Below are 26,125 nucleotides of genomic sequence, written 5' to 3'. Positions count from 1 at the left end.
CGCCCTCGTCCCTAAGCGAACGGCGGACGCTCGTCGAAGCGCAGCAATGCCCGGCCCGCCATCCGCCACGCCCGCGCGGTCAGGTCGACGTCCTCGTCGGTCACCAGATTGCCCATCACCCGGACGGCGGTGCGCTGCAAGTACTTCGACCGCATCACCGGGGGACCGCCCAGCGGCACCATGCGCGGGTGCGTGGCCAGGCCCGCGATCCGCCGGGCGACCGAGAACGTGCGTCCGTAGCGGGCGCGCAGGGTCTGCGGCCAGATCGTGGTGAAGTCGGGCTCGTCCAGCAGGCCGGCCAGCATGTGGCCGCCCTCCAAGCCGTAATCGATGCCTTCGCCGTTCAGCGGGTTCACACACCCCGCCGCGTCGCCGATCAGCACCCAGTTGCGCCCCGCGACGTTCGAGACCGCCCCGCCCATCGGCAGCAGGGCCGAGGCGACCGCGCGCAGCGAGCCCTCGAATTGCCATTCCTCGGTGCGCAGCGCGGTGTAGTGCGCCAATAGCGGCTTCAACGCGATGTGCGAGGGGCGACGTTCCGTGGCCAGCGACCCCACACCGATGTTGACCTCGCCATTGCCGAGCGGGAACACCCAGCCGTAGCCGGGAACCAGTTCGCCGGAGGCGTCGCGCAACTCCAGATGCGAGGTGATCCACTGGTCGTCGCTGCGACCGGACTTGATGTAGGCCCGCGCGGCGGTGCCGTAGGCGTACTGCCGATGCCAGACGCGGCCGAGCAGCCGCCCGATCGGCGAACGCACCCCGTCGGCGACCACCAGCGTCCGGCAGGCGATGGTGCGCGTGCCGCCCGCCGTGCGCACCGTCACACCCGTGACGCGGTCACCCTCCCGGGTGACATCCATTACCTTCGTCCCGTCCACCATGCGCGCGCCCGACTTCACCGCCGTCTCGCGCAACTTGTCGTCGAGTTCGGTTCGGGGAACCGCGCTTCCGTACGTGGGGAAGGAACCGCCCGGCCAGTTCAGCAGCGCTTCGCGGCCGAAGCCGGTCATCCGGAGGCCGTGGTTGACGACGTGCGCGCGCACCCACTCGCCGAGCCCCAGCTGCTCCAATTCGGCGGTCGCACGCGGGGTGAGCCCGTCACCGCAGGTCTTGTCCCTGGGAAAAACGGCGGAATCGACGAGCACTACGTCCCGTCCGGCCCGCGCCGCCCAGGCCGCCGACGCCGATCCGGCCGGGCCCGCGCCGACGACCAGCACCTCGGCCCGGCTGGGCAACGCGTCCTCGTCGGGCGCGGGACTCGCTTCCGGTGAACCCATGCGGTCCATACTCGCAGGGCCGTCTCGCCGATGTCGACGGCGGTCGCGCTCGCGTCGTGGACGGTCACCATCGAGGCGGTGCGACAGTGGACGATCCGCCACAGAGTGACGGTGTTCATGGGCCATCCGACGGGGACACGCTAGGTTCTCTACCGTGGGGTCGGACGCATCGCTGGGAGAAGGAATGAGCACATCGGCCATGAGCGAGCGCAGCGAGCGAATCATGGACACGGCGCACGGCGGGCACAGCGAAGCCGGGAGCGACGCGGGCACGGTCGTGGCCGGGGTCGATCTCGGTGACGTCGGGCTGGCCGACACCGTGCGCAACGGCTTGGCTGACGTGGAGAGACTCCTCGTCGACGAGCTGTCCGACGGCGCGGAATTCCTCCAGGAGGCGGCGCTGCACCTGGCCAAGGCCGGCGGCAAGCGATTCCGTCCGCTCTTCACCATCCTCACCGGACAGCTCGGCCCGCGCCCCGCCGATCCCGCTCTGGTCACCGCGGGCACCGTCGTCGAACTCGTGCACCTGGCGACGCTGTACCACGACGACGTGATGGACGAGGCCCCGATGCGCCGCGGCGCGCCGAGCGTCAACTCGCGGTGGGGGAACAACATCGCCATCCTCGCGGGCGACTACTTGTTCGCGCACGCGTCCCGGCTCACCTCCACCCTCGGTCCCGACGCGGTGCGCATCATCGCCGAGACCTTCGCCGAACTCGTCACCGGTCAGATGCGCGAGACCATGGGCGCCCGCGAATCCCAGGACCCCGTCGAGCACTATCTGCGCGTGGTGTGGGAGAAGACCGGTTCGCTCATCGCCGCCGCAGGCCGCTTCGGCGGCACCTTCTCGGGTGCGGATGCCGAGCACGTGGAGCGACTGGCCCGCCTCGGCGACGCGGTCGGCACCGCCTTCCAGATCTCCGACGACATCATCGACATCTCCTCCGCCTCCGAGCAGTCCGGCAAGACCCCTGGCACCGACCTGCGCGAAGGTGTGCACACGCTGCCGGTGCTGTACGCGCTGCGCGAGGAGGGCGTCGACGGCGACCGGCTGCGCAAGCTGCTCGCGCGTCCGCTGGAGACCGACGACGAGGTGAAAGAGGCGCTCGACCTGCTCGCCGACTCCCGCGGCATGGCGCTGGCCAAGGAGAAGCTCCAGGGCTACGCCGACCTCGCCTACGCCGAGCTGTCCGCCCTGCCCGGCGGCCCCGCGAACGACGCGCTGGAGCGGCTGGTCCGCTACACCATCGAACGCGTGGGTTGAGTGGTCCGCCGCTCATGAGCCGGGGCGCATGTCGGCGGGGATTGATTTCCGCCGGCTGATTTCGGCTTGGCGCGCATTCATCGGAACTTTGCCTGGAGCTTCTATCGTTTATCTGCTGTAAGGCGACTCGGTGAACGGGGGAGCGGCAAGGGAGACGTATGCACGGGCACGGGTTTGCGAACGGGCTGAAGACCTTCGGGCTGATGGTGGGCCTGTCGGCCCTGATCGTGTTCATCGGCGCGCTGTTCCGCAACCCGACGATCCTCGTCGTCGCGATCCTGCTCGCGGTGGGCATGAACGCCTACGCGTACTTCAACAGCGACAAGATCGCGTTGCGGGCCATGCACGCGCAGCCGGTCAGCGAGCTGGAGGCGCCGGTCATGTACCGGATCGTGCGCGAGCTGGCCACCATCGCGCGCCAGCCGATGCCGCGGCTGTACATCAGCCCCACGAACGCGCCCAACGCCTTCGCCACCGGACGCAATCCGCGCCATGCCGCGGTGTGCTGCACCAGCGGCATCCTGCAACTTCTCGACGAGCGGGAACTGCGGGCCGTGCTCGGCCACGAACTGTCGCACGTCTACAACCGCGACATCCTCATCTCCTCGATCGCGGGTGCGCTCGCCGCCGTCATCTCGGGCCTGGCCAACCTGGCCGTCTACGCGTCCATGTTCGGCGGCAACCGCAACGGCGAGGGACCGAACGTGCTGGCCGTGCTGCTGGTGTCGTTGCTCGGCCCGATCGCGGCCACGCTGATCAAGCTGGCCGTCTCCCGCTCGCGCGAATTCCAGGCCGACCAATCCGGCGCCGAACTGACCGGCGACCCGCTGGCCCTCGCCTCCGCACTGCGGAAGATCGAACGCGGCGTCCACACCGCGCCACTACCGCCCGAACCGCGGCTGGCGTCGCAGTCGCATCTGATGATCGCCAACCCGTTCCGTCCGGGTGAGCGGGTCGCCCGCTGGTTCACCACGCACCCGCCGATGAACGAGCGCATCGCCCGGCTGGAGGAGATGGCGGGCGGTCCCCGCCGGTACTGAGCCCGGCGGCCTCAGTCGTCCGAGGCCAGTTGGTCTTCGTAAGCGCGGAACGTATCGACGAACAACTTCCGCTGTTCGGCCGTGAGCGGCTCGAGCACCGTACGCCAGGCGCGAGCGCTGCGTCCCAGCCATTTGTGCACGGATCGCTCGTGCGCCGATGCGATGGCGACGATGGTGCGTCTGCGGTCGTCCGGGTCCGTGCCGCGTTCGAGCACACCCTGCTTGCTGAGTTCGCCGACCATGAGACTCACCGTCGTCGGCGCCACCTCCAGCCGGGCGGCCAGGTCCGTCACCGTGGTCGGGCCGTCGAACACCAGGTTGGCCAGCAACGACAGGTGCCGCGGCGCCAGCGAGAAGGATTCCAGCTCCGGGGGAACGCCCAACTTCTTGGCCCGTCCGACCACGCGCGGCATGAGCAGCAACAACGTGCGGATGCCCTCGTCCACGCCGAGTCCGGCCCGCTCCTCGGTCGACATGCAGTCCCCTCTAGCACCCTCGTAAACACGCTGAACGCGACCGACCCGGCCGCGCTGCGGACCCGGAGCTCAGCGGTAGTTGACGAACTGCAGCGCGATCCCGAAATCCTCGCCCTTCAGCAGGGCGATGACGGCCTGCAGATCGTCGCGTTTCTTGCTGCTCACGCGCAGCTCGTCGCCCTGGATCTGCGCCTTCACGCCCTTGGGGCCCTCGTCCCTGATCTTCTTGGAGATCTTCTTCGCGTGCTCGGAGTCGATGCCCTGCACCAGCGAACCGGTGATCTTGTAGACCTTGCCGGAGGAGACCGGCTCACCCGCGTCGAACGCCTTCAGCGAGATGTCGCGGCGGATCAGCTTTTCCTTGAACACCTCCAGCGCGGCCTTGACGCGCTCCTCCGCCTCCGCGGTGAGGACGATCTTGTCCTCGCCGGACCATTCGATCGACGCGCCGGTGCCGCGGAAGTCGTAGCGGGTGTTGAGTTCCTTCTCCGCCTGATGCAGGGCGTTGTCGACCTCCTGCCGGTCGACCTTGCTCACAACATCGAAAGACGAATCAGCCACGCTGCGCTCCTGTTCTGATGGTCCGACGGGTGAGTTGAACCGGACGCTTCCAGCCCCCGTCAGTTCTACCCGGAGACCCGAGGGTAGTCGCGTCGCACGGCCGATAGCCAGCCGGTTTGCATTCAGGGTGCGGGTTCGATGTATTCTGCTCAGCGCGCGAAACAATGCGCGAAAGGCAGGTTGCCCGAGCGGCCAATGGGAGCAGACTGTAAATCTGTCGGTGAAAGCCTACGTAGGTTCGAATCCTACACCTGCCACTCCGCTCACTAGGCGAGCCCTGTACGCAGAAAGCGCGTACAGGGCTCGCTTCGTAATGTCTTGTGGGGGTGCAACCCCCACGCCCCGCCCGGCGGGGCTTCGCCCCCCGGACCCCCCTTCCAGTGGTTGCGTTGGTCACATGCGTTTCGTTTGATTGTGGGATTGCGTGTGAACCCGACAGCCCTGTGATCGCTCACTCTGTTCGTCGATCGATTGCCGAGTGGCGGCGATTTCGATCACTTCACGTCGGCGATTTCGATCGGCGCGTATCTCGGATGACGCTGCAGTTCTGTGCTCACGCGCGGGGGCGGTCGCGGATGGCTTCCTCGCAGCGCTCCACGGCGTGGTCGTTTGCGCGCTCAACGCGGTCGGGAGCGGCGCTGGCTTGCGTGCGAGCTCCGGCTACGCGTGCATCGCCGTGTCCGCGCGGGCGAAAAATGTACCTCTGACCACTCGGTTTGGTAGTGGGAGCGGTGAGTGTGTAACCTCGTTCAAGACTTCACCGCGCTGAGGTCGAGTGTTCGAGGCTCGGTGCGGAAGTAGTCATGCCCCCTTAGCTCAGTCGGCAGAGCGTTTCCATGGTAAGGAAAAGGTCAACGGTTCGATTCCGTTAGGGGGCTCGCCGGATTGCCGGTGGTGACCGACTCGGCATCGCTCCCGATAGTGCGGGCTCGGCACCATGGCAATGCGACGCCGTGGCGGTGTAGCTCAGTCGGTAGAGCAAACGACTCATAATCGTTGTGTCGCCGGTTCAAGTCCGGCCATCGCTACCACAACCGATCAAGCCCATCAGGTACCGGAAAGAAGGCATATCGTGGCCGCGAAGTCCACCGATGTCCGGCCAAAGATCACCTTGGCCTGCGAGCAGTGCAAGCACCGCAACTACATCACCAAGAAGAACCGGCGCAACGATCCGGACCGCCTGGAGCTGAAGAAGTTCTGCCCGAACTGCGGCACGCACCGGGCGCACCGCGAATCCCGCTAGTCATCCACGCGTGAACTACCGCGTGGTGTAGCGCCGGGAGTCGCTCCCGGTATCTCGGGCCGTGGCACCGCGAGGGCCGGACAATTGTCCGGCCCTGACGCATTTCACGGTGTGGGTGCGGTGGTGAGCGCTCCACAGACTCCGGGTGACGGGGTCAGATAGGTACAGTCCTCCCGTGACAATCAACACCGGTACAGACGAAGCGGTCCAGACGAGCGAGGCGCTCGACCCCGCGGCGAACGCCGCGGCGATGGTCGGTCACCACTACCGCGTCGACGACTACTACGAGGTCGGCCGCGAGAAGGTGCGTGAATACGCCCGCGCCGTGCAGGACTACCACCCGGTGCACTGGGACGAGGACGCGGCGCAGGAGTACGGGTACGACAACCTGCTCGCGCCGGTTACCTTCATCTCCCTGGTCGGAATTCTCGCCCAGCGCAAACTGTTCGAAGAGGTCGTCACCGGCTACGACCTCAGCCAGATCATGCAGACCGACCAGATCCTCGAGTTCCATCGCCCGATCAAGGTCGGCGACCAGCTCACCTGCGATGTCCACCTGCACTCGTTCCGGCAGGCATTCGGCGGCGACATCATCGTGACCAAAAACATCGTCACCGCGCAGAACGACGAACTGGTGCTCACCACTTACACCACCCTCGTCGGCCGCAGCGGCGGCGATATCGACCCGAACCTCAACGCCGCCGTCCGGAACGTGCTCATGCACGGCATCGGCGAGGACGCGCCGGGGCATCGTCCGCGCTCGCTCGCGGTGACCCAGGCGCCCGCGCCGGTCGTGCCGCCCGTGGACGGTGTGCGCACCAAGCACGCCATCGGGTTCGAGGACGTCTCGGTGGGTGACGAGCTGCCCGCCCGCGTCGTCCGGCTCACCCGCGGCGATCTGGTGAACTACGCGGGCGTCTCCGGTGACGCCAACCCGATCCACTGGAGCGACGAGGTCGTGAAGCTGGTCGGCCTGGAGAACGTGGTCGCGCACGGCATGCTGACCATGGGCCTCGGTGGCGGTTTCGTCACCTCGTGGCTGGGCGACCCGGGCGCGATCAAGGAGTACAACGTCCGCTTCACCAGCCCGGTCTACGTCGGGTCCGACGAGGCCGCCGAAGTCGAGTACACCGGTAAGGTGAAGTCGGTCGATCCGGAGACCAAGACCGCGGTCGTGGCCATCGTCGCGAAGGCGGCGGGGAAGAAGATCTTCGGCCGCGCCACCGCGACGGTGCAGCTGGCCTGACCAGGGACAGCGACCCGGATTGGCTAATGGCGCGGACGGTAACGTACACTCAGGTTTCTGGGGTCGCCAGCCGCTGCGCGCTGCTCTGAGGGGCTGGTTCCAGGCGATCCGCGAGGATTCGCCGACGGGGCCGGCAACTGCCGGAGCGGCGCGCGTGTTGTGTGACACCAGGGCACAACTGAATATCGAACAGTGGTTGGACAGTCAACACCGTCCGACCAAAGGGGCGTAGCTCAACTGGCAGAGCAGCGGTCTCCAAAACCGCAGGTTGCAGGTTCAAGTCCTGTCGCCCCTGCCCTGGATGCCAGCGACGAGAGAGGATCGACGTGAGCGAGCGTAGCGAGCGAGCCATTGGCACAGCGCGCATCGCGCACGACGGCACCGAGCTCAGCGAGGAGAAGGCGTGAGCGACGAGCGGGACACTCGCCGCGGCGCACATGCCGCCCACGAAGGCGACGACACCGCCGCAGCGACACGGCCGAGCGGAAAGCGGTCCGCGCGGCGGACCCGTGCCGGGTCTTCGGAGGTCGACACGGGCGCTATCGCCACGCTCGACCGTCCGTCGCGGAAGGCAACCAAGGCGACCGATCGGGCCGAACGCAAGAAGTCGGGTAATCCGTTCAAGCGTTTGCTCAAGTTCCTGCGTGAGGTCATCGCGGAACTGCGCAAGGTGATCTGGCCCAACCGGAAGCAGATGGTCACCTATACGAGCGTTGTTCTGGTGTTCGTGATTTTCATGGTCGCGTTCATCAGCGGGTTGGATCTGGCGTTCATCAAGGGTGTCAACTGGCTGTTCGGCTAGCTGAACGACGCCGACGCCGGTAGCCGATCCCGGGCGGAGACGGGTGGAGTGATTTCGCCGCGCGCCCGGCCCGGCACGCAGAGGATGTACGTGACGACACAGGAAGCGAGTGCCCCAGTGAGCACCCCGGAGAACGACACACACGACAAGTTCCCGGCCGACGACACGGTGGCCGAGCCCACCGACTCCGTCGAGGAGTTCGCGACCGACGAGCCCGCGGTCGAGGAATCGGAGCCCGCTGAGTCCGCCCCTGCCGCCGCCGTCGACGCCGAGCCCGCCGACCCGGTCGCCGAGATGAAGGCGGCGCTGCGGCGCGCTCCCGGCGAGTGGTACGTCATCCACTCCTACGCCGGTTACGAGAACAAGGTGAAGGCCAACCTCGAGACCCGCGTGCAGAACCTGGACCTGGAGGACTACATCTTCCAGGTGGAGGTGCCCACCGAAGAGGTCACCGAGATCAAGAACGGGCAGCGCAAGCACGTCAACCGCAAGGTGCTGCCCGGTTACATCCTGGTCCGCATGGAGCTGAACGACGAGTCGTGGGGCGCGGTGCGCAACACCCCCGGCGTCACGGGTTTCGTCGGCGCCACTTCGCGCCCGTCGCCGCTGTCCATCGATGACGTGGTGAAGTTCCTCGTTCCGGCCGCACAGCAGCAGAAGAAGCCCGCCGCCGCAGCCGCTGCGGCGACTCCAGAGACCGCGGGCGGCGAGATCGCGCCGAAGCCGGTCATCGAGGTCGACTTCGAGGTCGGCGAGTCGGTGACCGTCATGGACGGCCCGTTCGCGACGCTGCCCGCCAGCATCTCCGAGGTGAACGCCGAGCAGCAGAAGCTGAAGGTGCTCGTGTCGATCTTCGGCCGCGAGACCCCGGTCGAGCTGGCGTTCACCCAGGTCGCGAAGATCTAGACCAGCTCTGTCGGCGGCCGGGTGAATCCGGCCCCGGGCGAGGATCGCAACACCAGACTTGCAAAGAGCAAGGGACACCAACACCTAGGAAAGAAAGATGCCCCCCAAGAAGAAGAAGCTCGCCGGGATCATCAAGCTTCAGATCCAGGCCGGCCAGGCGAACCCGGCCCCTCCGGTCGGCCCGGCGCTCGGTCAGCACGGCGTCAACATCATGGAGTTCTGCAAGGCGTACAACGCCGCGACCGAGTCGCAGCGCGGCAACGTCATCCCGGTCGAGATCTCGGTGTACGAGGACCGGTCGTTCGACTTCAAGCTGAAGACCCCGCCCGCCGCCAAGCTGCTGCTCAAGGCCGCAGGCGTGCAGAAGGGCTCGGCGGAGCCGCACCGCAACAAGGTCGCCAAGGTGACCATGGACCAGGTGCGCGAGATCGCCAAGACCAAGCAGGAAGATCTGAACGCCAACGACCTCGAGCAGGCGGCCAAGATCATCGCGGGCACCGCGCGTTCGATGGGCATCACCGTCGAGGGCTGAGCGGAACCGCTCCCCGGTGGGAGGGCCGGCCAGGCCCGATAACCACGTCTGAACTACCAACAAGGACAGAGAATCATGGCAAAACGAAGCAAGGCGTACCTCGCCGCGGCCGAGAAGGTCGATCGCACCAAGCTCTACTCCCCGCTGGCCGCCGCGCGCCTGGCGAAGGAGACCGCCACCACCAAGACCGACGCGACCGTCGAGGTCGCCGTGCGTCTCGGTGTGGATCCCCGCAAGGCGGACCAGATGGTCCGCGGCACGGTCAACCTGCCGCACGGCACCGGTAAGACCGCCCGCGTCATCGTGTTCGCCGCGGGCGAGAAGGCCGCCGAGGCCGAGGCCGCGGGCGCCGATGCCGTCGGCGCCGAGGACCTGATCGAGCGGATCCAGGGCGGCTGGCTGGACTTCGACGCCGCGATCGCCACCCCGGACCAGATGGCCAAGGTCGGCCGGATCGCGCGTGTCCTCGGCCCGCGTGGCCTGATGCCGAACCCGAAGACGGGCACGGTCACCACCGATGTGACCAAGGCCGTCAACGACATCAAGGGCGGCAAGATCAACTTCCGTGTCGACAAGCAGGCCAACCTGCACTTCGTCATCGGCAAGGCGTCCTTCGACGACAGCAAGCTGGTGGAGAACTACGGCGCCGCGCTGGACGAGATCCTGCGGGCCAAGCCGTCGACCGCCAAGGGCCGCTACGTCAAGAAGGTGACGGTCTCGACGAACACCGGACCGGGCATCCCGGTGGACCCGAACCGCACCCGCAACCTCTTGGAAGAGGACGCGTAAGCAGCAGCGAGCCGCGGCAACGGCGGGAACGCATTGTGCGTTCCCGCCGTTGCGCGTTCGAGGACTAATCCGCCCGACGGCGTGGTTGGGGTGGATGTGACCGTCGTTCTGTTGATCTCCGGTAGTACTCGCGCCGCCTCCACCAATTCCGCCGCACTACGAACCGTCTCGGCGATGGCCCCGGACGGTGTCGAAACCGTCTGGTACGACGGGCTCGCGGACCTGCCCGCTTTCGCTCCGGACGACGACGGCACCGCTCATCCCGCGGTAGTCGCGCTCCGCGAACAACTTTCGCGCGCCGACGCCGTGCTGTTCTCCACGCCTGAATACGCGGGCACTTTGCCGGGCAGTTTGAAGAACCTGCTGGACTGGACGGTTGGCGCCGGTGATCTCTACGGCAAGCCGGTCGCTTGGATCACGGTCGCGCCGGTGGGTCGCGGTGACGGCGCGACCGCCACACTGCGCAGCGTGCTGGGTTACGTCGGAGCCGACATCGATCCGGATGCCTGCCGACGACTCCCCGTGCCGCGCGAGGGCGTCGGCCCGGACGGACTGGTCGCCGACCCTGAATTCCGGTCCGGCGCCACGGCCGTGTTGCGCGGTCTCGCGCGGCATGCCGCGACCGCGACTTCGTGAGAAACACCACTCGCCGACGCGGACCGCGGCATCGCATTCCAGGCGGCGCACGGGTGTGCACCGCGGAAAAGTGAGTCGCGGCACAACGATTCGACGGCCGAGTGGTTGCGATCGGACGTCTGCCGGGGCCCGTTTTGGCAGATGGGAACCCATGCAGGTACATTGGAAGTCAGTTATCGACGAGTTCGATCGCTACCCAATCCGTTCTACCGAAGACCGTTGGTCGCCGATCCCGTATGGGTTCGGTCGAAGGTCCGGCGACATTGCCGGCGGCCCACGCAGGGAGAGCCGAGGCTGGGAATTGATCCGGATACGCACCGGATCGGTTTTCTGTTGCGCCCCGGAACGCTCTGCGTTCGGGGCGTTTGTTTTGTCGCCGTCCCCTGATCGGTAGTTCGCGTATACGAACCGACCAATCAGAGAGGAGGCGAAGTATGGCAAAACCCGAGAAGGTCACCGCGGTCGAGGAGATCGCGGAGCAGTTCAAGAGCTCGACGGCCACCGTCGTCACGGAATACCGTGGCCTGTCGGTCGGCAAGCTCACCGAGCTGCGGCGCGCGCTCGGCGCCGACGCCACGTACTCCGTCGCCAAGAACACCCTGGTCAAGCGTGCCGCCGCCGAGGCGGGCGTGGAAGGTCTCGACGAACTGTTCGTCGGGCCGACCGCGATCACCTTCATCACGGGTGAGCCGGTCAACGCGGCCAAGGCCCTGAAGACCTTCGCGAAGGACAACAAGGCGCTCATCATCAAGGGCGGCTACATGGACGGCGCTCCGCTGTCCGTGTCCGAGGTCGAGCGGATCGCCGACCTGGAAACCCGCGAGGTGCTGCTGGCCAAGCTGGCGGGCGCGCTCAAGGGCAACCTCACCAAGGCCGCCGGTCTGTTCAACGCTCCCGCCTCGCAGGTGGCCCGCCTGGCCGCCGCGCTGCAGGAGAAGAAGCAGGCCGAAGAAGGCGCACCGGCCGCCGAGTAAGACCCGTGCGGCACGACTCGCCCGCATAGACATCAACTACCGAAAGGAACACAACAATGGCCAACGTTGACGAACTGCTCGAGACCTTCGGCAACATGACCCTGCTCGAGCTGTCGGACTTCGTGAAGAAGTTCGAGGAGAAGTTCGAGGTCACCGCGGCTGCTCCGGTCGCCGTCGCCGCCGTCGGCGGTGCCGCCGCTCCGGCCGAGGCCGCTGAGGAGCAGGACGAGTTCGACGTCATCCTCGAGGGTGCGGGCGACAAGAAGATCCAGGTCATCAAGGTGGTCCGTGAGATCGTCTCCGGCCTGGGCCTGAAGGAAGCCAAGGACCTGGTCGAGAGCGCCCCGAAGCCGATCCTGGAGAAGGTCGCCAAGGATGCCGCCGAGGCCGCCAAGGCGAAGCTGGAAGAGGCCGGCGCCAAGGTCTCGGTCAAGTAATTCACGACCGAACACGCCGAACGGGCGGTCCCCTTTGGGGATCGCCCGTTCGCGTTTTTGGCAATCCCGCCGCTATCGCCGATACCGAAAGGATTGCGGAGTTACTACGCAGTCAGGTTGGGGTGTGCCCGATCTGTCCCATGAGTTACAGTGACCGAACCCACACGTGACGGACCGCGATGACCGAGCGCGCGGTTCGCCGGTGGGCAGCTCGCTGAGAATTTGTGGAGGTTGGCGTGGGCGTCGAGGTCAGGACCGAGAGTGTGACCAAGTCTTTCGGTTCCCAGCGCATTTGGCAGGACGTGTCGTTGACGTTGCCTTCGGGTGAGGTCAGTGCGTTGCTGGGGCCGTCGGGTACCGGTAAGTCGGTGTTCTTGAAGTCGCTGATCGGTCTGCTGCGCCCGGAACGTGGTTCGATCTTCATCGATGGCACGGATATCACGACGTGTTCGAACAAGGAGCTGTACGAGATCCGGAAGTTGTTCGGCGTGTTGTTCCAGGACGGTGCGTTGTTCGGGTCGATGAACCTGTTCGACAACGTGGCGTTCCCGTTGCGGGAGCATACGAAGAAGAGCGAATCCGAGATCAAGAAGATCGTGATGGAGAAGCTGGAGTTGACCGGTCTGCTCGGGGCAGAGGGCAAGCTTCCCGGTGAGATCTCCGGTGGTATGCGGAAGCGTGCGGGGTTGGCGCGGGCGTTGGTGTTGGATCCGCAGATCATTCTGGTGGATGAGCCGGACTCGGGTCTGGATCCGGTGCGTACCTCGTATCTGTCGCAGTTGTTGATCGATATCAACGCGCAGATCGACGCGACGATTCTGATCGTGACCCACAACATCAATCTGGCGCGGACGGTGCCGGACAATATCGGGATGTTGTTCCGTCGTCAGTTGGTGATGTTCGGTCCGCGGGAGGTGTTGTTGACCTCGGAGGAGCCGGTGGTCAAGCAGTTCCTCAACGGGCGGATGATCGGGCCGATCGGTATGTCGGAGGAGAAGGACGAGGCGCAGATGGCGCGCGAGCAGGCGTTGGTGGACGCCGGGCATCATCACGGTGGCGCGGAGGAGGTCGAGGGGATCATTCCGCAGATGCGCGCGACTCCGGGGATGCCGGTGCGTCAGGCGGTGTTGCGGCGGAAGGAGCGGGTGCGCGAGATCATGCATACGCTGCCGCATGCCGCGCAGGTCGCGATCCGTGAATCACTTGACGACAACGACGATACGCAGGTGATGGCATACAACAGCGGCGACCTGGCTAATTATCAAGGTGGTGCTTTCGACACCACCGTGCGACACAACACAACTAACGGGTAACATCTGCGATCGTGAATTCGACCCTGGCGCGATTGCGAACTCCCCTGGAGTCGGGGTTTGCCCAGGCCGGCAACATCTTTGCGCTGCTCCTGGACGTTTTGCGAAAGACTTTCCGCCGCCCCTTCGAGTGGCGGGAGTTCATCGAGCAGTCGTGGTTCATCGCGAGTGTCTCGATCCTGCCCAGCGCGCTGGTCGCGATTCCGTTCGGCGCGGTCGTGGCATTGCAGACCGGCTCGTTGATCAAGCAGCTCGGCGCGGAATCCTTCACCGGCGCGACCAGTGTGCTGGCAACCGTCCAGCAGGCGGCTCCCGTCGTGACGGCCCTGATCATCGCGGGCGCGGCCGGGTCGGCGGTGGCCGCCGATCTCGGCTCGCGGACCATCCGCGAGGAGATCGACGCGATGGAGGTGCTCGGCATCGATCCGGTGCGAAAGTTGGTGGTGCCGCGCGTACTCGGCATGATGCTGGTCGCGCTGCTGCTCAACGGACTGGTGTCGGTTGTCGGCATCGCGGGCGGGTACTTCTTCAACGTCCTGCTGCAGGGCGGCACTCCCGGCGCCTACCTGGCGTCGTTCTCCGCCCTCGCTCAGCTGCCGGACCTGTGGATCGGTGAGATCAAGGCGGCGGTATTCGGTCTGCTCGCCGGCGTCATCGCCGCGTACAAAGGGCTGCATCCCAAGGGGGGCCCGAAAGGAGTCGGTGACGCGGTGAACCAATCCGTGGTGATCACGTTCATGGTGCTGTTCTTCGTGAACCTCATCCTGACCATGGTGTACCTACAGGTCGTCCCCGCCAAGGGTGCCTGACAGATGGCCACGTCATACCGAACCCCGGTCGCCAAGTCCATGCGCCGGGTGGGTGAAGTCGCTCGTATGCCGCTCAACGTCATCGATCGCGCGGGCGAGCAGATGTCGTTCTACTCGCGGGCCATCGCATGGATCCCGCGGACCGCGGTGCACTACCGCAAGGAAGTCATGCGGCTGCTCGCCGAGGTCACCTTCGGCACCGGCGCACTGGCGGTGATCGGCGGCACCATCGGCGTCATCGTGTTCATGTCCGGCTCCGTCGGCGTCGTCGTCGGCCTGCAGGGCTTCAAGGCCCTCGACGCGCTCGGTAGCTCGGTGCTCACCGGCTTCCTCACCGCCTACATCAACACCCGTGAGATCGCGCCACTGGTCGCCGCGCTCGCGCTCTCGGCGACGGTCGGTTGCGGTTTCACCGCGCAGCTCGGCGCCATGCGGATCTCCGAGGAGATCGACGCGCTCGAGGTGATGGCGGTACCCAGCGTGCCGTTCCTGGTGACCAGCCGCGTGATCGCCGGGTTCCTCGCGGTGATCCCGCTCTACATCGTCGGGTTGCTCGGCACGTTCATCGCGTCGCGGACGATCAGCATCTGGTTCAACGGGCAGTCCAGCGGGTCCTACGACCATTACTTCAGTTTGTTCCTGCCACCGGAGGACGTGCTCTATTCGTTCCTCAAAGTGCTGGTCTTCGCGTTCGTGATCATCATGGTGCACTGCTACTACGGGTTCCACGCCACCGGCGGCCCCGCCGGCGTCGGCGTCGCGGTCGGCCGCGCGGTCCGCGCCGCGATCGTCCTGGTGAACGTGCTCGACTTCTTCCTCAGCCTCGCGATCTGGGGCACCACCACCACGGTGCGGGTGGCCGGATGAGCCGCACCCAAACCTGGCGCTCCACCGCGAAGCTACGTACTCGGGCGCTGGGGATCGCGTTCTTCGTCGTGGTCGCGTTGTTCCTGTGGACCACCATCGCGATCTACAACAAGCAATTCGTGAAGACGGTGGACGTCGATCTGATCACCGACAGCGTGGGCAACGCGCTGACTCGCAACGCGGACGTGAAGGTACGTGGCATCACGGTCGGCGAGGTGCGCTCGAGCAGTTCCGAAGGCGGCGAGGTGACCTTGAACCTGGCCATCAATCCGGACAAGGCGCAGCAGATTCCCGTCAACGCGACCGCGCGCCTGCTGCCCAAGACGCTGTTCGGCGAGCGCTACGTGGACCTGGTGATCCCGGAGCAGCCGAGCCCCCAGCATCTGACCGACGGCGTCACGCTGCACCAGGACGTCAGCGGCAACGCCATCGAGTTGAGCAAATTGCTCGACGATGTGCTGCCCTTGCTCCAGGCCATCCCGCCGCAGGATCTCGCGGCCACGTTGGGCGCGCTGTCCCAGGCGCTGTCCGGGCAGGGCACCGCGCTCGGCCAGACCTTGGACAAGCTCGACGACATCTTCCGCCAGGTCAACGTGGTGCTTCCGGACCTGCGGGCCGACCTGCGCAGTTTCGCCGAGGTGGCGGCCACCTACTCCGACGCGGCGCCGCAGCTGATCCAGGCCCTGGACAACCTGCGTACCACCAACGCCACGATCGTGCAGCGGCGCACCGACATCGATGCCCTGTACGCGACGCTGACGCCGACCTCGGCCACCACCACCGAGTTCCTGCTCGCCAACCGCGACAACATCGTCGACGTGGCGGCCGACTCCCGTCCCGCGCTGGAGCAGCTGGCCTACTACTCGCCGAACTACGCCTGCGCGCTGGCGAACTTCGCGCAGCTGAAGCCGCGCATCGACCGGATCTTCGGCAAGGGCACCGACAACCCGGGTTCCCGAGTGACCATCGAGCTGACCAACACCCGCGGCAAATACCTGCCCAACCAGGACGAACCGCGCTGGCTGGACACCAGGGGGCCGTGGTGCATCCCCGAGATGCCGTTGGGCGTCGATCCCGGCCAGTACACCGGCGGCCCGAACAACGACGGCTCCTACGCCGTCCCGAGTCGTAACCCGGGTGACCAGCAGACCGGTCATCTGGAGCCGCCGCAGTTCGGCGTCCACCCGGCGAGCAAGATGCCGACGATCGCCGGTTCCCCCATGGAGCAGCAGTCGCTCGGCGCGATCTACGGCGCGGCCAACGGTGTCGCCCCGGATCAGGTGCCTGGCTGGGTGACCAGGGTCGGCGCGCCCGCGTTCCGCGGAAGCGAGGTGAGCGTGCGATGAAGCAGCAACTGCGCGGCCTGGGCGGGCCGTTGACCAAGCTGGTCATCTTCGTCGTGGTGACCTTGTTCGTGACCACCGTGCTCGCGTTGTCGATCGCCAACTACAGCGGCGGCGGCACGCATTTCAAGGCCAGGTTCACCGACGTCACCTCGCTCAATCCCGGCGACGAGGTCCGCATCGCGGGCGTGCGGGTCGGCAAGGTCACCGCTGTCTCGATCGTCGACAAGCGCCTGGCCGAGGTGAAATTCGACCTCACCGACCGGGACTGGCTGCCCGCGTCGACCACCGCGACGATCAAGTACCGCAACCTGGTCGGCCAGCGCTACATCGCGCTGGAGCAGGGGACCGGGGAGCAGGGACGGAAGCTGAACAAGGGCAGCACCATCCCGCTGGAGCACACCAGGCCCGCGCTGAACCTGACGACGCTGTTCAACGGTTTCCGGCCGCTGTTCCGTACGCTGACCGCCGACGACGTGAACAAGCTCTCCTTCGAGATCATCCAGGTCTTCCAGGGTGAGCAGGGCACGATCCACGATCTCGTCGCGACCACGGCGAACCTGACCAACAAGATCGCCGACAAGGACGCCGTGATCGGTGAGCTGACCCGCAATTTGACCGCCGTGCTGGACACCGTCAATCAGCGTGACGACCAGTTCGATCAGTTGATCGTGAACACCGAAGCGTTGATCAGCGGCCTCAACGCCAATCGCGACACGATCGGCCGTTCGGTGACCTCGCTGGCCAACCTGACCTCGGCGACCTCCGACCTGCTCGTCCCGGTGCGTCCGACCCTGCAAGGGTCGATCGCGGGTCTGAGCCAGTTGACCGGCACGCTCGACGAGCGCCAGGACGAGGTGAACGAAGCGCTGACCAACCTGCCGCTCAAGATGGAGAAGCTCGGGCGCGCCGCGAGTTACGGCTCCTGGTTCCAGTTCTATCTGTGCGGCATCGACATCGTCGTCGGGCCGGGCGCCGTCGACGCGCCGCAGCTCAACCTGCCCGCAGGACTGCCGACGATCAACCAGCCGCTGTACACCAACGCCGCGCCGCGCTGCCACGGGAAGGCTCGCTGATGGATGATCGCATTCTGCTCGGCAAGCGCAGCCCGGCGTTCCTGGGCGCGCTCGGCCTCGCCGTGGTGCTGTTGGTGACGGTGTCGGCGTTCTTCCTGGATCAGCTGCCGATCATCGGCGCGGGGACCAAGTACACCGCGGAATTCCGTGAGGCGGCGGGCCTGAAGAAGGGCAACGAGGTCCGGGTGGCCGGCGTCAAGGTCGGGTCGGTGTCCGACGTCCGGCTCGACGGTGACCGGGTGCTCGTGGACTTCCGCACCAAGGACACCTGGATCGGCAACGACACCACCGCGTCCATTCAGATCAAGACGCTGCTCGGCCAGAAGTACCTCGCACTCGATCCGCGAGGCTCGAAGCCGGCCGATCCCAGTTCACGGATCCCGCTCTCGCGCACGGTCTCCCCGTACGACGTGGTGGACGCGTTCACCGACGCCGCGCGCACCATCGATCAGATCGACACCACGCAGCTGGCCAAGAGCATGCAGGTGCTGTCGGACGCCTTCGAGACGACGCCGCCGGAGATCCGCGGCTCCATCGACGGCGTCGCCCGGCTGTCGGAGACGCTGGCCAAGCGCGATCAGGAGTTGAAGAAGCTGTTCGCCGCGACCAGGCAGACCACGCAGATACTCGCCGACCGCAACGCCCAGTTCGAGCGGCTGCTCGCCAACGGCGGCCAGTTGCTCGCCGAACTGAACGTCCGCCAGCAGTCCATCAGGCAGTTGCTGTCGGGCGCCAAGACGGTCTCCGCGGAGCTGAGCGCGCTCGTGCACGACAACGAGGAGCAGATCGGGCCCGCGCTGAAGAATCTGCGCGCCGCCATCGACCTGCTCAACGACAACCAGCAGAACGTCTCGAAGACGCTGGAACTCGCGGCGCCGTTCTACAGCCTCTACGCCAGCGTGCTCGGCACCGGGCGCTGGTTCGACGCGGTGATCGTCAACGTGGTGCCGCCCGCACTGCCCGAAATCCCCGGCTACCGTCAGCCGATCCGCACCTTGGGAGGTAACTGACGTGGCGGACAACTGGCGTAGCGATCCGGTCGGCGCGGTGCGCGGCTCCAGCCGTGGCGCAAAGGTCGGCATCGCGCTGGTCGTCGTGCTGGCCGTGCTGGTGGCGGTGGTGCTGTGGTGGCTGTTCGACCGGCTGACCACAACCAAGATCACCGCCTACTTCGATCGCTCGGTCGGCATCTACGAGGGCTCGGACGTGCGCGTTCTCGGCGTTCCGGTCGGCTCGGTCGCTTCGGTGGAGCCGCAGGGCGATCAGGTCAAGATCGTGATGAGTGTGGATCGCAAGTACGACGTGCCCGCGGACGCGCGAGCCGCGCAGATCACGCCGTCCATCGTGTCGGATCGCTACATCCAGCTCACCCCGGCCTACACCGGCGGCCCGAAGATGGCGCGGAACGCGACCATTCCGCGCGAGCGCACGGCCACGCCGGTGGAAGTCGACCAGCTGTACAAGAGCATCACCGAACTCTCCGACGCGCTGGGGCCCAACGGCGCCAACGCCGAGGGAGCGGTGAACGAGCTGGTGCGCACCGGCGCGGCGAACCTGTCGGGCAATGGCGAGGCGCTGGCCAACAGCCTCACCCAGCTGTCCAGGGCGGCGCGATACCTGTCGGACGCCCGCGGCGACATCTTCGACACGGTCAAGAACCTGCAGGCCTTCATCACCATGCTGGCCCAGAACGACCAGCAGGTCCGGCAGTTCAACACCCAGCTGGCCGACCTGTCGTCCTTTCTCGCCGACGAGCGGCAGAATCTCGGCGCGGCACTGAATCTGCTGTCGATCGCGCTGGGTGACGTCGCCCGCTTCATCGACGACAACCGGGACCTGATCGCGAGCAACGCCGACAAACTGACCCAGCTCACCAAGACGCTGTCGGATCAGCGCAACGACGTTGCCGCCCTGCTGCCGGTCCTGCCGCTGGCGTTGAGCAACCTGATCAACGTGCACAACGCCGAATCGGGCACCCTCGACATGCGCGCGAACTTCCCCGAACTGCAGGACCCGTTCGGCGTGGTGTGCAAGATGCTCGACCTGTCCAAGCTGATGCCCGGCGATCCCAAGTTCGAGGCGCTCGGCAGGCAGATGCGGCCGATCCTCGACCACTGCAAGGAGATCACCGACCAGATCACCTCCGGGGTGCAGACCCCGACGCTGAACCTGCCGTTCGGCATCCTCAGCGGCGAGAACCAGCAGCGCGATCCGGTGCCGGGCACCGTGCCCGGCACGCCGTCGGACCGGCTTCCGCCGTCGCAGGGAGGGGCGCGATGAGCACTCGAATCCGTTCGCTCGTACGCGGTTTCGGCGCGGCGCTGGCGTTGGGCCTGACCGGCGCGCTGATCACATCGTGCGCCTCCGACGGCATCTACAGCGTGCCCCTGCCCGGCGGCGCCGACGTGGGCGAGCATCCGATGCACATCGACATCCAGTTCGACGATGTCCTCGACCTCGTGCCGCAGTCGGCGGTCAAGGTCGAGGGCGTGCCGGTCGGCCGGGTCGAGAAGATCAGCATCGGCAAGGACCAGTGGACCGCCACGGTGCGCACGGTGGTCAACTCGTCGGTGAACCTGCCCGCGAACGCGCGGGCCGAGGTCCGGCAATCGAACCTGCTCGGCGAGAAGTTCATCGAGCTCTCCAAACCCGCCGCCGAGCCGGAGTCCACCCGGCTGGCCGACGGCTCGGTCATCCCGGTCGACCGCACCCGGCACGCCACCGAGGTGGAGCAAGTGCTCGGCGCGCTGTCGCTGCTGCTCAACGGCGGTGGCGTCGCGCAGTTGCAGCCGATCGTCACCGAGTTGAACAAGACCCTCGGCGGCCGCGAGGGCCGGGTGCGCTCGTTGATCGAGCAGGCGAACACGCTGATCGACGGCCTGAACCAGCAGGTGGACGACATCACCCGGGCGCTGGACGGTCTCGACGTGCTCAGCAGCCGGGTGAGCAAGCAGACCGATCAGATCGGCAAGATCCTCGACGAACTGCCCAAGGGCATCAAGATCCTGGAAGAGCAGCGCCCGCAACTGGTCGCCCTGCTCGCGCAGTTGGACCGGCTCGGCGAGGCAGGCTTCGACGTGCTGAACACCGCGAAGGACGACCTGATCCGCGACCTGACCTCGCTGCGGCCCACGCTGCAGGAACTCGGCCGGTCTGCGCCGGATCTGGTCACCGCGGTTCCCTTGATCCCGACCTACCCGTTCCCCGATTCGGCGCTGGAGAGCACCTTCGGCGGCAGTGTGAACACGTGGTTGTCGGTCGACCAGCAGATCGGCGTCACGCTCAGCAACCTGGGTGTGGGCAAACCCGATCCGGTGTACATCCCGCCGGTCGGTCCGCCGGTGCCGGTGAACCCGACCAACCCGTACTACAACGGCAACGGTCCGCGGCCGGGCTGGCCTACGGTGTCGATCCTGCCGCTGCCGCCGCTGATGGCGCAGCCGCCCGCGCCAGGCGTGCCAGGTCCGGTCGGGGCGATTCTCGAGCAACTCGGCGTAGGGAGTGGTCCGCGATGACACGTCTGGTGCGGTGGCAGCTCATCGCGTTCGTGGTCATCGCGGTGCTCGGCGTCGTGTACGTGGGCGGCAAGTACATCCGGCTCGACCACATGTTCGGGCTCAACCAGTACACGGTGAAGCTGCGCGCGGCGCAGACCGGCGGCATCTACAAAGGCGCCGAGGTGACCTACCGCGGCGTCCCGGTCGGCCGGGTCGGCGAGCTGGAACTCACCGGTGAGGGCGTGGTGATGAATCTCGTCATCGACTCGAGCGCGCCGAAGATCCCGGCGTCGGCAAAAGCCGTGGTGGCCAACCGGTCCGCGATCGGTGAGCAGTACGTGGATCTGCAGCCCGATTCGGACGCAGGCCCGTTCCTGCGGGACAACTCGGTGATCACCTCGGCGACCCTGCCGGTGTCGGTCGAGCAACTGGTGTCCAGCGTGGACACCTTCGCCAGCTCGGTGGACCTGACAGCGCTCAACACGACGGTGCGCGAACTGGGCAAGGCGTTCGACGGCAAGGGCGACGATCTGCAGGTGCTGATCGACTCGCTGAACAAATTCACCGAGACCTTCCATCAGACGCTGCCGCAGACCATCCAGCTGGTCCGCGACGGCAGGGTCGCCCTCGGCACGCAGGCCGAGCAGTCCGCGCAAATCCGCGAATTCAGCGACGGCCTGGACAAGCTCACCGCCCAGTTGCGCTCCAGCGACCCCGACGTGCGCAGGCTCATCGGCACCGGAACCGACGCGGGCGAGCAGATCGGCGCGCTGCTCGAGCAGAGCGGCGGCTCGCTCACCCAGGATTTGTCCAATCTGCGGCTGTTGTTGCAGGCGATCTCACCGAAGTTCTATGCGATCAAGCCGTTGCTGCAGATGCTCCCGCAGCTGTCGATCGGCGGTTCCTCGACCGCGCCCGGCGACGGGACCAGTCACTTCGGCCTGGTGCTCGAGACCAACAATCCGCCCGCCTGTACGGTGGGCTACGAGGGCACGCATCGGATTCTCGAACAGATGAAGGCGCAGAACCCGAACTTCGACGACACGCGCGACGAGTTCCCGTTCAACAAGGACGCCAAATGTCTTGTGCCGTTCGGTAATCCGACCGCCGTCCGGGGTGGCGAACGAGCCGATCTCGCCGATCCGGCCATCGTCCAGCCCTGGGACTCCAACCCCAAAACCGATCCGGAAAAGCTGAACCTGACTCCGGTGGCCGTGCAGTTGTCGACCCTGCTGGGGGTCACGCCGAAGCGGTGACCAGGAGCAATGACGTTAGGGTGTCTCGCGTGAGTGACTGGAGCGAGCGAACCACGGGCATGCCGTGGAGCGCGACCGAGCCGACCGACGGCGAGGCGCTGTCGTGACCGCCGATCTGACCAAACGGTCCGATGCGGCGGCGCCGGACGCGCCGGACACCGTGACGACAGCGGCGGAAACGCCCACGGCGCAATCCGACGCCGGTGATCGGAAAGTCACCGACCGGGCAGGCGCCGAGTCCGCTCGCCTCGGTGGTGCGTCCGTGCTCAGCCGGGTGGTCCTCGTCTGCTCGGCCGTGCTGCTGGTCATCGCTCTGGTCGGCGCCGCATGGTTCGGCGCGGGCTGGGTACGGGCCGCGTTCACCGACGGCCCGCGCGCCGAGGCCAGGGACACCGCCCTGGACGCCGCGCGCCAAGCCGCGCTCAACATGACCTCGATGAACCTGGACGACGTGCCCGGCTCGCTGGCGCTGGCCCGGTCCTCGATGACCGGAGCGTTGCTGGACTCGGCCACGAAGAACAAGGACCAGGCGGAGCAGATGGCGCAGCAGAGTGGGGTCGGGATGACCTCGAAGGTGCTCGGCTCCGCGCTCACCTCGCTCAACAGCGAGGAGGACAAGGCGTCGGCGCTGGTCGTGCTGCAGGTCACCGAGAAGGGCAAGGACAAGCCGCCCGCCGACTACCGCTACACCTGGACCGTGGACCTGGCCAAGGACGGCGAGGTCTGGAAGGCCGAGCAGATCTCCTCGCTCAGCCAGCCGGTGTTGCTGAGCGGCGGGCCCGCCGGGCGGCCGACCGCGCCCGCGGCCGACCAGCCGCCCGCCGCGCCGAAGCCGGGATCGTAGGAGGACACCCATGACGTCTCGCCGACCGGTCAACCGGGTCACCTCCAAGCGCAGGCCCGGCGCGGAACCGCCCCGTACCGCGTCCTCGCGCACCGAACGGCCCGCACAAGCCCGCAAACCGCGTGTGGCGGGCGTTTCCCGGCCCGCCGCGGAATCGGATAACCCCCGCGCCGAACAAACCCCTGCGGGTGCCTCTCGATGGCGCGAGATCATCTCGCGCGGCAAGGACCGTCCGCGGCGCACGACCGGACGGCCGCGCTGGGGCGTCAGCGCGGCCCTGCTGATCGCCGCGCTCCTACTCGGGGGTTTCGCGTGGCTCGCCGCGCAACAGCCCGGCGTGGACACGTCGAATCAGGCCTACGTGGACAACGAGGCCACCCAAGAGGTGCGCGCGGCCGCCGACAACGCGCTGCGGACCGTCTACGCCTATGACGTGAAGAAGATCGACGGCTATCGGGACACCGCGAAGCAGGTGCTCACCGGGAAGATGCTCGCCGATCTGGACAAGTACGCCGACACCACCATTTCGGCGGTCAAGCAGGCGCAGACCAGTGCCGACGCGAAAGCCGATCCGATTGCTGTGACATTGCTCACCGACGATCGCGCCGAGTTGATCGTCAATCTGGTGGTGAGCGCCACCAAGGACGGCGTGGCGCAGCAGAGCGTCTCGGGCCCGGTTGTCCTGCACATGCAGAAGGTGGGCGGTCGCTGGCTGGCCAGCGACATCGTGGACCAGTAACGGCTACCACATCGGCCGGGATGACGCAGCGCGGCAGGCGATCTCGCCGGCACCCCGGCCGGGCCTGCCACTTGACGAGTTTCGCCCGAACCGTCACGCTATTCACAACAGCGGCAGCTGTCACAGTGGCTTCCAGTGCACCGTGGGTCAGGACGCAGCCAGCGGATTCGGCCCGGCGCGGCAGCCATGCGGACGATCACACGGGTGGTACTTTGACACCCCCGTGTACTTGGGTGTAGGTTTGGACGTTGCGCTGGCTGCCTCCTGTCCATACCTCGATTTGCACACGTAAGTTCACCCTTCCGGTGTTACTTCCGTTGTTGCCTGTTCGAGTTTCGTTCGGGTAGTAACCAGCGGAATTCGTAGCAGACAAGCGACGGTCGCGGACCACCACGCGACGCGCATGAGGTGCTGGAAGGACGCATCTTGGCAGTCTCCACCCAGACCAAGGCAGTTGCCGGAATCCCCGGAGCCCCGTTGCGGGTGTCTTTCGCGAAGATCCGTGAACCCTTGGAGGTGCCCGGGCTTCTCGATCTACAAACGGAATCGTTCGCTTGGCTGATCGGTTCGCCGGATTGGCGTGAGCGCGCGGCGGCTCGCGGCGACGTCGGCCTAGTCGGTGGCCTCGAGGAGGTACTCGAGGAGCTTTCTCCGATCGAGGACTTCTCCGGCTCCATGTCCCTGTCCTTCTCCGATCCGCGCTTCGAAGAGGTCAAGGCCTCGATCGATGAGTGCAAGGACAAGGACATGACGTATGCGGCTCCGTTGTTCGTGACGGCGGAGTTCATCAACAACAACACCGGTGAGATCAAGAGCCAGACGGTCTTCATGGGTGATTTCCCGATGATGACCGATAAGGGCACGTTCATCATCAACGGCACCGAGCGGGTCGTGGTGTCGCAGTTGGTGCGTTCGCCGGGTGTCTATTTCGACCACAGTGTCGACAAGGGCACGGAGAAGGACTTGCACAGTGTGCGGGTCATCCCGAGCCGTGGCGCGTGGCTGGAGTTCGATGTGGACAAGCGCGACACCGTGGGTGTGCGCATCGACCGCAAGCGCCGCCAGCCGGTCACCGTGCTGCTCAAGGCGCTGGGGTGGACCACCGAGGAGATCGTCGAGCGCTTCGGCTTCTCCGAGATCATGATGTCGACCCTGGAGAAGGACAACACCGCCGGTCAGGACGAGGCGCTGCTGGACATCTACCGCAAGCTGCGTCCGGGCGAGCCGCCGACGAAGGAGTCCGCGCAGACCCTGTTGGAGAACCTGTTCTTCAAGGAGAAGCGCTACGACCTGGCGCGCGTGGGCCGGTACAAGATCAACAAGAAGCTCGGCATCCACCTGGGCGAGCAGGTCGTCGGTTCGGTCTTGACGAAGGAAGACATCGTCAACACCATCGAGTACCTGGTGCGCCTGCACGCGGGCGACAAGCTCATGACCGCCCCCGGCGGCGTCGAGGTCCCGGTGGAAGTGGACGACATCGACCACTTCGGCAACCGCCGCCTGCGCACCGTCGGCGAGCTGATCCAGAACCAGATCCGGGTCGGCCTCTCCCGTATGGAGCGCGTGGTCCGCGAGCGGATGACCACTCAGGACGTCGAGGCGATCACGCCGCAGACCCTGATCAACATCCGCCCGGTCGTCGCCGCGATCAAGGAGTTCTTCGGAACGTCCCAGCTGTCGCAGTTCATGGACCAGAACAACCCGCTGTCGGGCCTGACCCACAAGCGTCGTCTCTCGGCGCTGGGCCCGGGTGGTCTGTCCCGTGAGCGCGCCGGTCTGGAAGTCCGTGACGTCCACCCGTCGCACTACGGTCGCATGTGCCCGATCGAGACCCCGGAAGGCCCGAACATCGGCCTGATCGGTTCGCTGTCGGTGTACGCGCGGGTCAACCCGTTCGGCTTCATCGAGACCCCGTACCGCAAGGTCGTCGACGGCCGGGTCACCGACGAGGTGGTCTACCTGACCGCCGACGAAGAGGACCGCCACGTGCGCGCCCAGGCGAACTCGCCGGTCGGCGCGGACGGCCGCTTCCTCGAGGATCGGGTCCTGTGCCGTCGTGGCAACGAGGAGAACGAGCTCGTCGCCGCTAGTGAGGTCGACTTCATGGACGTCTCGCCGCGCCAGATGGTGTCGGTCGCGACGGCGATGATCCCGTTCCTCGAGCACGACGACGCCAACCGCGCCCTGATGGGCGCGAA

The 26,125-nt window shown here is 66.5% G+C and carries 25 protein-coding genes, 4 tRNA genes and 1 pseudogene; 27 read left to right on the top strand and 3 right to left on the bottom strand.

From position 1 onward, the window contains the following. Nucleotides 1–11: 11 nt before the first annotated feature. The gene (locus ACIA5H_RS33975) at nt 12–1,280 is read right to left on the bottom strand and encodes a geranylgeranyl reductase family protein (RefSeq protein ID WP_397080017.1); all 1,269 of its coding nucleotides are present in this window, start codon (nt 1,278–1,280) and stop codon (nt 12–14) included. Nucleotides 1,281–1,503: 223 nt separating this feature from the next. On the opposite strand from ACIA5H_RS33975, the gene ACIA5H_RS33970 reads away from it, so the two are divergent. Beyond that, nucleotides 1,504–2,544 carry a polyprenyl synthetase family protein gene (locus tag ACIA5H_RS33970; protein WP_355072144.1) on the top strand — a complete coding sequence of 347 codons (1,041 nt, stop codon included), beginning with the start codon at nt 1,504–1,506 and terminating at the stop codon, nt 2,542–2,544. 158 nt (nt 2,545–2,702) lie between these two features. Continuing rightward, nucleotides 2,703–3,584, top strand: coding sequence for a zinc metalloprotease HtpX (htpX, locus tag ACIA5H_RS33965; protein WP_355072031.1), 882 nt, complete (start codon nt 2,703–2,705; stop codon nt 3,582–3,584). 11 nt (nt 3,585–3,595) lie between these two features. On the opposite strand, the gene ACIA5H_RS33960 is transcribed toward htpX, so the two are convergent. After that, the gene (locus ACIA5H_RS33960) at nt 3,596–4,060 is read right to left on the bottom strand and encodes a MarR family winged helix-turn-helix transcriptional regulator (RefSeq protein WP_356962518.1); all 465 of its coding nucleotides are present in this window, start codon (nt 4,058–4,060) and stop codon (nt 3,596–3,598) included. 69 nt (nt 4,061–4,129) lie between these two features. After that, nucleotides 4,130–4,621, bottom strand: coding sequence for a YajQ family cyclic di-GMP-binding protein (locus ACIA5H_RS33955; protein WP_039802015.1), 492 nt, complete (start codon nt 4,619–4,621; stop codon nt 4,130–4,132). Nucleotides 4,622–4,795: 174 nt separating this feature from the next. Between ACIA5H_RS33955 and ACIA5H_RS33950 the strand changes: the two genes are divergently transcribed. The 25 genes and pseudogenes from ACIA5H_RS33950 to ACIA5H_RS33830 form a co-directional block, all read left to right on the top strand. Continuing rightward, nucleotides 4,796–4,878, top strand: a tRNA-Tyr gene (locus ACIA5H_RS33950). 548 nt (nt 4,879–5,426) lie between these two features. Next, a tRNA-Thr gene (locus ACIA5H_RS33945) sits at nt 5,427–5,499 on the top strand. Nucleotides 5,500–5,576: 77 nt separating this feature from the next. After that, nucleotides 5,577–5,652 (top strand) — tRNA-Met (locus ACIA5H_RS33940). 41 nt (nt 5,653–5,693) lie between these two features. Continuing rightward, entirely contained in the window at nt 5,694–5,864 is a 171-nt protein-coding gene (gene rpmG, locus ACIA5H_RS33935; RefSeq protein ID WP_011211653.1) for a 50S ribosomal protein L33, read from the top strand. Nucleotides 5,865–6,045: 181 nt separating this feature from the next. Then, nucleotides 6,046–7,110 (top strand): fused (3R)-hydroxyacyl-ACP dehydratase subunits HadA/HadB, encoded by a 1,065-nt coding sequence (locus ACIA5H_RS33930; RefSeq protein WP_355072146.1) that lies wholly within the window; start codon nt 6,046–6,048, stop codon nt 7,108–7,110. Nucleotides 7,111–7,332: 222 nt separating this feature from the next. Then, a tRNA-Trp gene (locus ACIA5H_RS33925) sits at nt 7,333–7,405 on the top strand. 108 nt (nt 7,406–7,513) lie between these two features. Further along, nucleotides 7,514–7,912 carry a preprotein translocase subunit SecE gene (gene secE, locus ACIA5H_RS33920; RefSeq protein ID WP_379253979.1) on the top strand — a complete coding sequence of 133 codons (399 nt, stop codon included), beginning with the start codon at nt 7,514–7,516 and terminating at the stop codon, nt 7,910–7,912. A gap of 90 nt (nt 7,913–8,002) precedes the next feature. After that, a complete protein-coding gene (gene nusG / locus ACIA5H_RS33915; protein ID WP_379253978.1) occupies nt 8,003–8,818 on the top strand; it encodes a transcription termination/antitermination protein NusG in 816 nt (271 codons plus the stop codon). A 97-nt stretch (nt 8,819–8,915) separates the two neighbouring features. Continuing rightward, nucleotides 8,916–9,350, top strand: a complete 435-nt coding sequence (gene rplK, locus ACIA5H_RS33910; RefSeq protein ID WP_043733097.1) for a 50S ribosomal protein L11 — start codon at nt 8,916–8,918, stop codon at nt 9,348–9,350. Between the two features lie 75 nt (nt 9,351–9,425). Further along, a complete protein-coding gene (rplA, locus tag ACIA5H_RS33905) occupies nt 9,426–10,139 on the top strand; it encodes a 50S ribosomal protein L1 (RefSeq protein WP_067810457.1) in 714 nt (237 codons plus the stop codon). A 96-nt stretch (nt 10,140–10,235) separates the two neighbouring features. Continuing rightward, nucleotides 10,236–10,775: an NADPH-dependent FMN reductase gene (locus tag ACIA5H_RS33900; protein WP_397080013.1), complete on the top strand. Its 540-nt coding sequence runs from the start codon at nt 10,236–10,238 to the stop codon at nt 10,773–10,775. Between the two features lie 434 nt (nt 10,776–11,209). Next, nucleotides 11,210–11,749 (top strand): 50S ribosomal protein L10, encoded by a 540-nt coding sequence (rplJ, locus tag ACIA5H_RS33895; protein ID WP_355072042.1) that lies wholly within the window; start codon nt 11,210–11,212, stop codon nt 11,747–11,749. Between the two features lie 56 nt (nt 11,750–11,805). Next, nucleotides 11,806–12,186, top strand: a complete 381-nt coding sequence (gene rplL, locus ACIA5H_RS33890) for a 50S ribosomal protein L7/L12 (protein ID WP_040696004.1) — start codon at nt 11,806–11,808, stop codon at nt 12,184–12,186. Between the two features lie 236 nt (nt 12,187–12,422). Further along, entirely contained in the window at nt 12,423–13,499 is a 1,077-nt protein-coding gene (locus ACIA5H_RS33885; protein ID WP_355072045.1) for an ATP-binding cassette domain-containing protein, read from the top strand. An 11-nt stretch (nt 13,500–13,510) separates the two neighbouring features. Then, complete coding sequence (locus tag ACIA5H_RS33880; protein ID WP_355072047.1) at nt 13,511–14,305, top strand: ABC transporter permease; 795 nt, start codon at nt 13,511–13,513, stop codon at nt 14,303–14,305. Nucleotides 14,306–14,308: 3 nt separating this feature from the next. Further along, nucleotides 14,309–15,172 (top strand): ABC transporter permease, encoded by an 864-nt coding sequence (locus ACIA5H_RS33875; protein WP_355072049.1) that lies wholly within the window; start codon nt 14,309–14,311, stop codon nt 15,170–15,172. Beyond that, a complete protein-coding gene (locus ACIA5H_RS33870) occupies nt 15,169–16,518 on the top strand; it encodes an MCE family protein (protein ID WP_379253976.1) in 1,350 nt (449 codons plus the stop codon). Before ACIA5H_RS33875 ends, ACIA5H_RS33870 begins: the two co-directional genes overlap by 4 nt. After that, nucleotides 16,515–17,591, top strand: coding sequence for an MCE family protein (locus tag ACIA5H_RS33865; protein WP_355072053.1), 1,077 nt, complete (start codon nt 16,515–16,517; stop codon nt 17,589–17,591). Before ACIA5H_RS33870 ends, ACIA5H_RS33865 begins: the two co-directional genes overlap by 4 nt. After that, nucleotides 17,591–18,601 (top strand): MCE family protein, encoded by a 1,011-nt coding sequence (locus tag ACIA5H_RS33860; RefSeq protein WP_355072054.1) that lies wholly within the window; start codon nt 17,591–17,593, stop codon nt 18,599–18,601. Before ACIA5H_RS33865 ends, ACIA5H_RS33860 begins: the two co-directional genes overlap by 1 nt. 37 nt (nt 18,602–18,638) lie before the next feature. Continuing rightward, the gene (locus ACIA5H_RS33855; protein WP_355072148.1) at nt 18,639–19,871 is read left to right on the top strand and encodes an MCE family protein; all 1,233 of its coding nucleotides are present in this window, start codon (nt 18,639–18,641) and stop codon (nt 19,869–19,871) included. Beyond that, on the top strand, nt 19,868–21,106 hold the full coding sequence (locus tag ACIA5H_RS33850; protein ID WP_397080008.1) for an MCE family protein: 1,239 nt from the start codon (nt 19,868–19,870) through the stop codon (nt 21,104–21,106). Before ACIA5H_RS33855 ends, ACIA5H_RS33850 begins: the two co-directional genes overlap by 4 nt. Next, on the top strand, nt 21,103–22,344 hold the full coding sequence (locus tag ACIA5H_RS33845) for an MlaD family protein (protein ID WP_355072058.1): 1,242 nt from the start codon (nt 21,103–21,105) through the stop codon (nt 22,342–22,344). Before ACIA5H_RS33850 ends, ACIA5H_RS33845 begins: the two co-directional genes overlap by 4 nt. A gap of 103 nt (nt 22,345–22,447) precedes the next feature. Continuing rightward, the gene (locus ACIA5H_RS33840) at nt 22,448–23,188 is read left to right on the top strand and encodes a hypothetical protein (protein WP_397080006.1); all 741 of its coding nucleotides are present in this window, start codon (nt 22,448–22,450) and stop codon (nt 23,186–23,188) included. Nucleotides 23,189–23,198: 10 nt separating this feature from the next. Further along, entirely contained in the window at nt 23,199–23,927 is a 729-nt protein-coding gene (locus tag ACIA5H_RS33835) for a hypothetical protein (protein WP_355072060.1), read from the top strand. 408 nt (nt 23,928–24,335) lie between these two features. Continuing rightward, nucleotides 24,336–26,125 (top strand): annotated as a pseudogene (locus ACIA5H_RS33830) (DNA-directed RNA polymerase subunit beta); the annotation flags it as partial.

This window comes from Nocardia sp. NPDC051900 (genome assembly GCF_044452545.1).
Lineage (GTDB): Bacteria > Actinomycetota > Actinomycetes > Mycobacteriales > Mycobacteriaceae > Nocardia > Nocardia sichangensis.
This window is presented reverse-complemented; position numbering and strand designations above follow the sequence as displayed.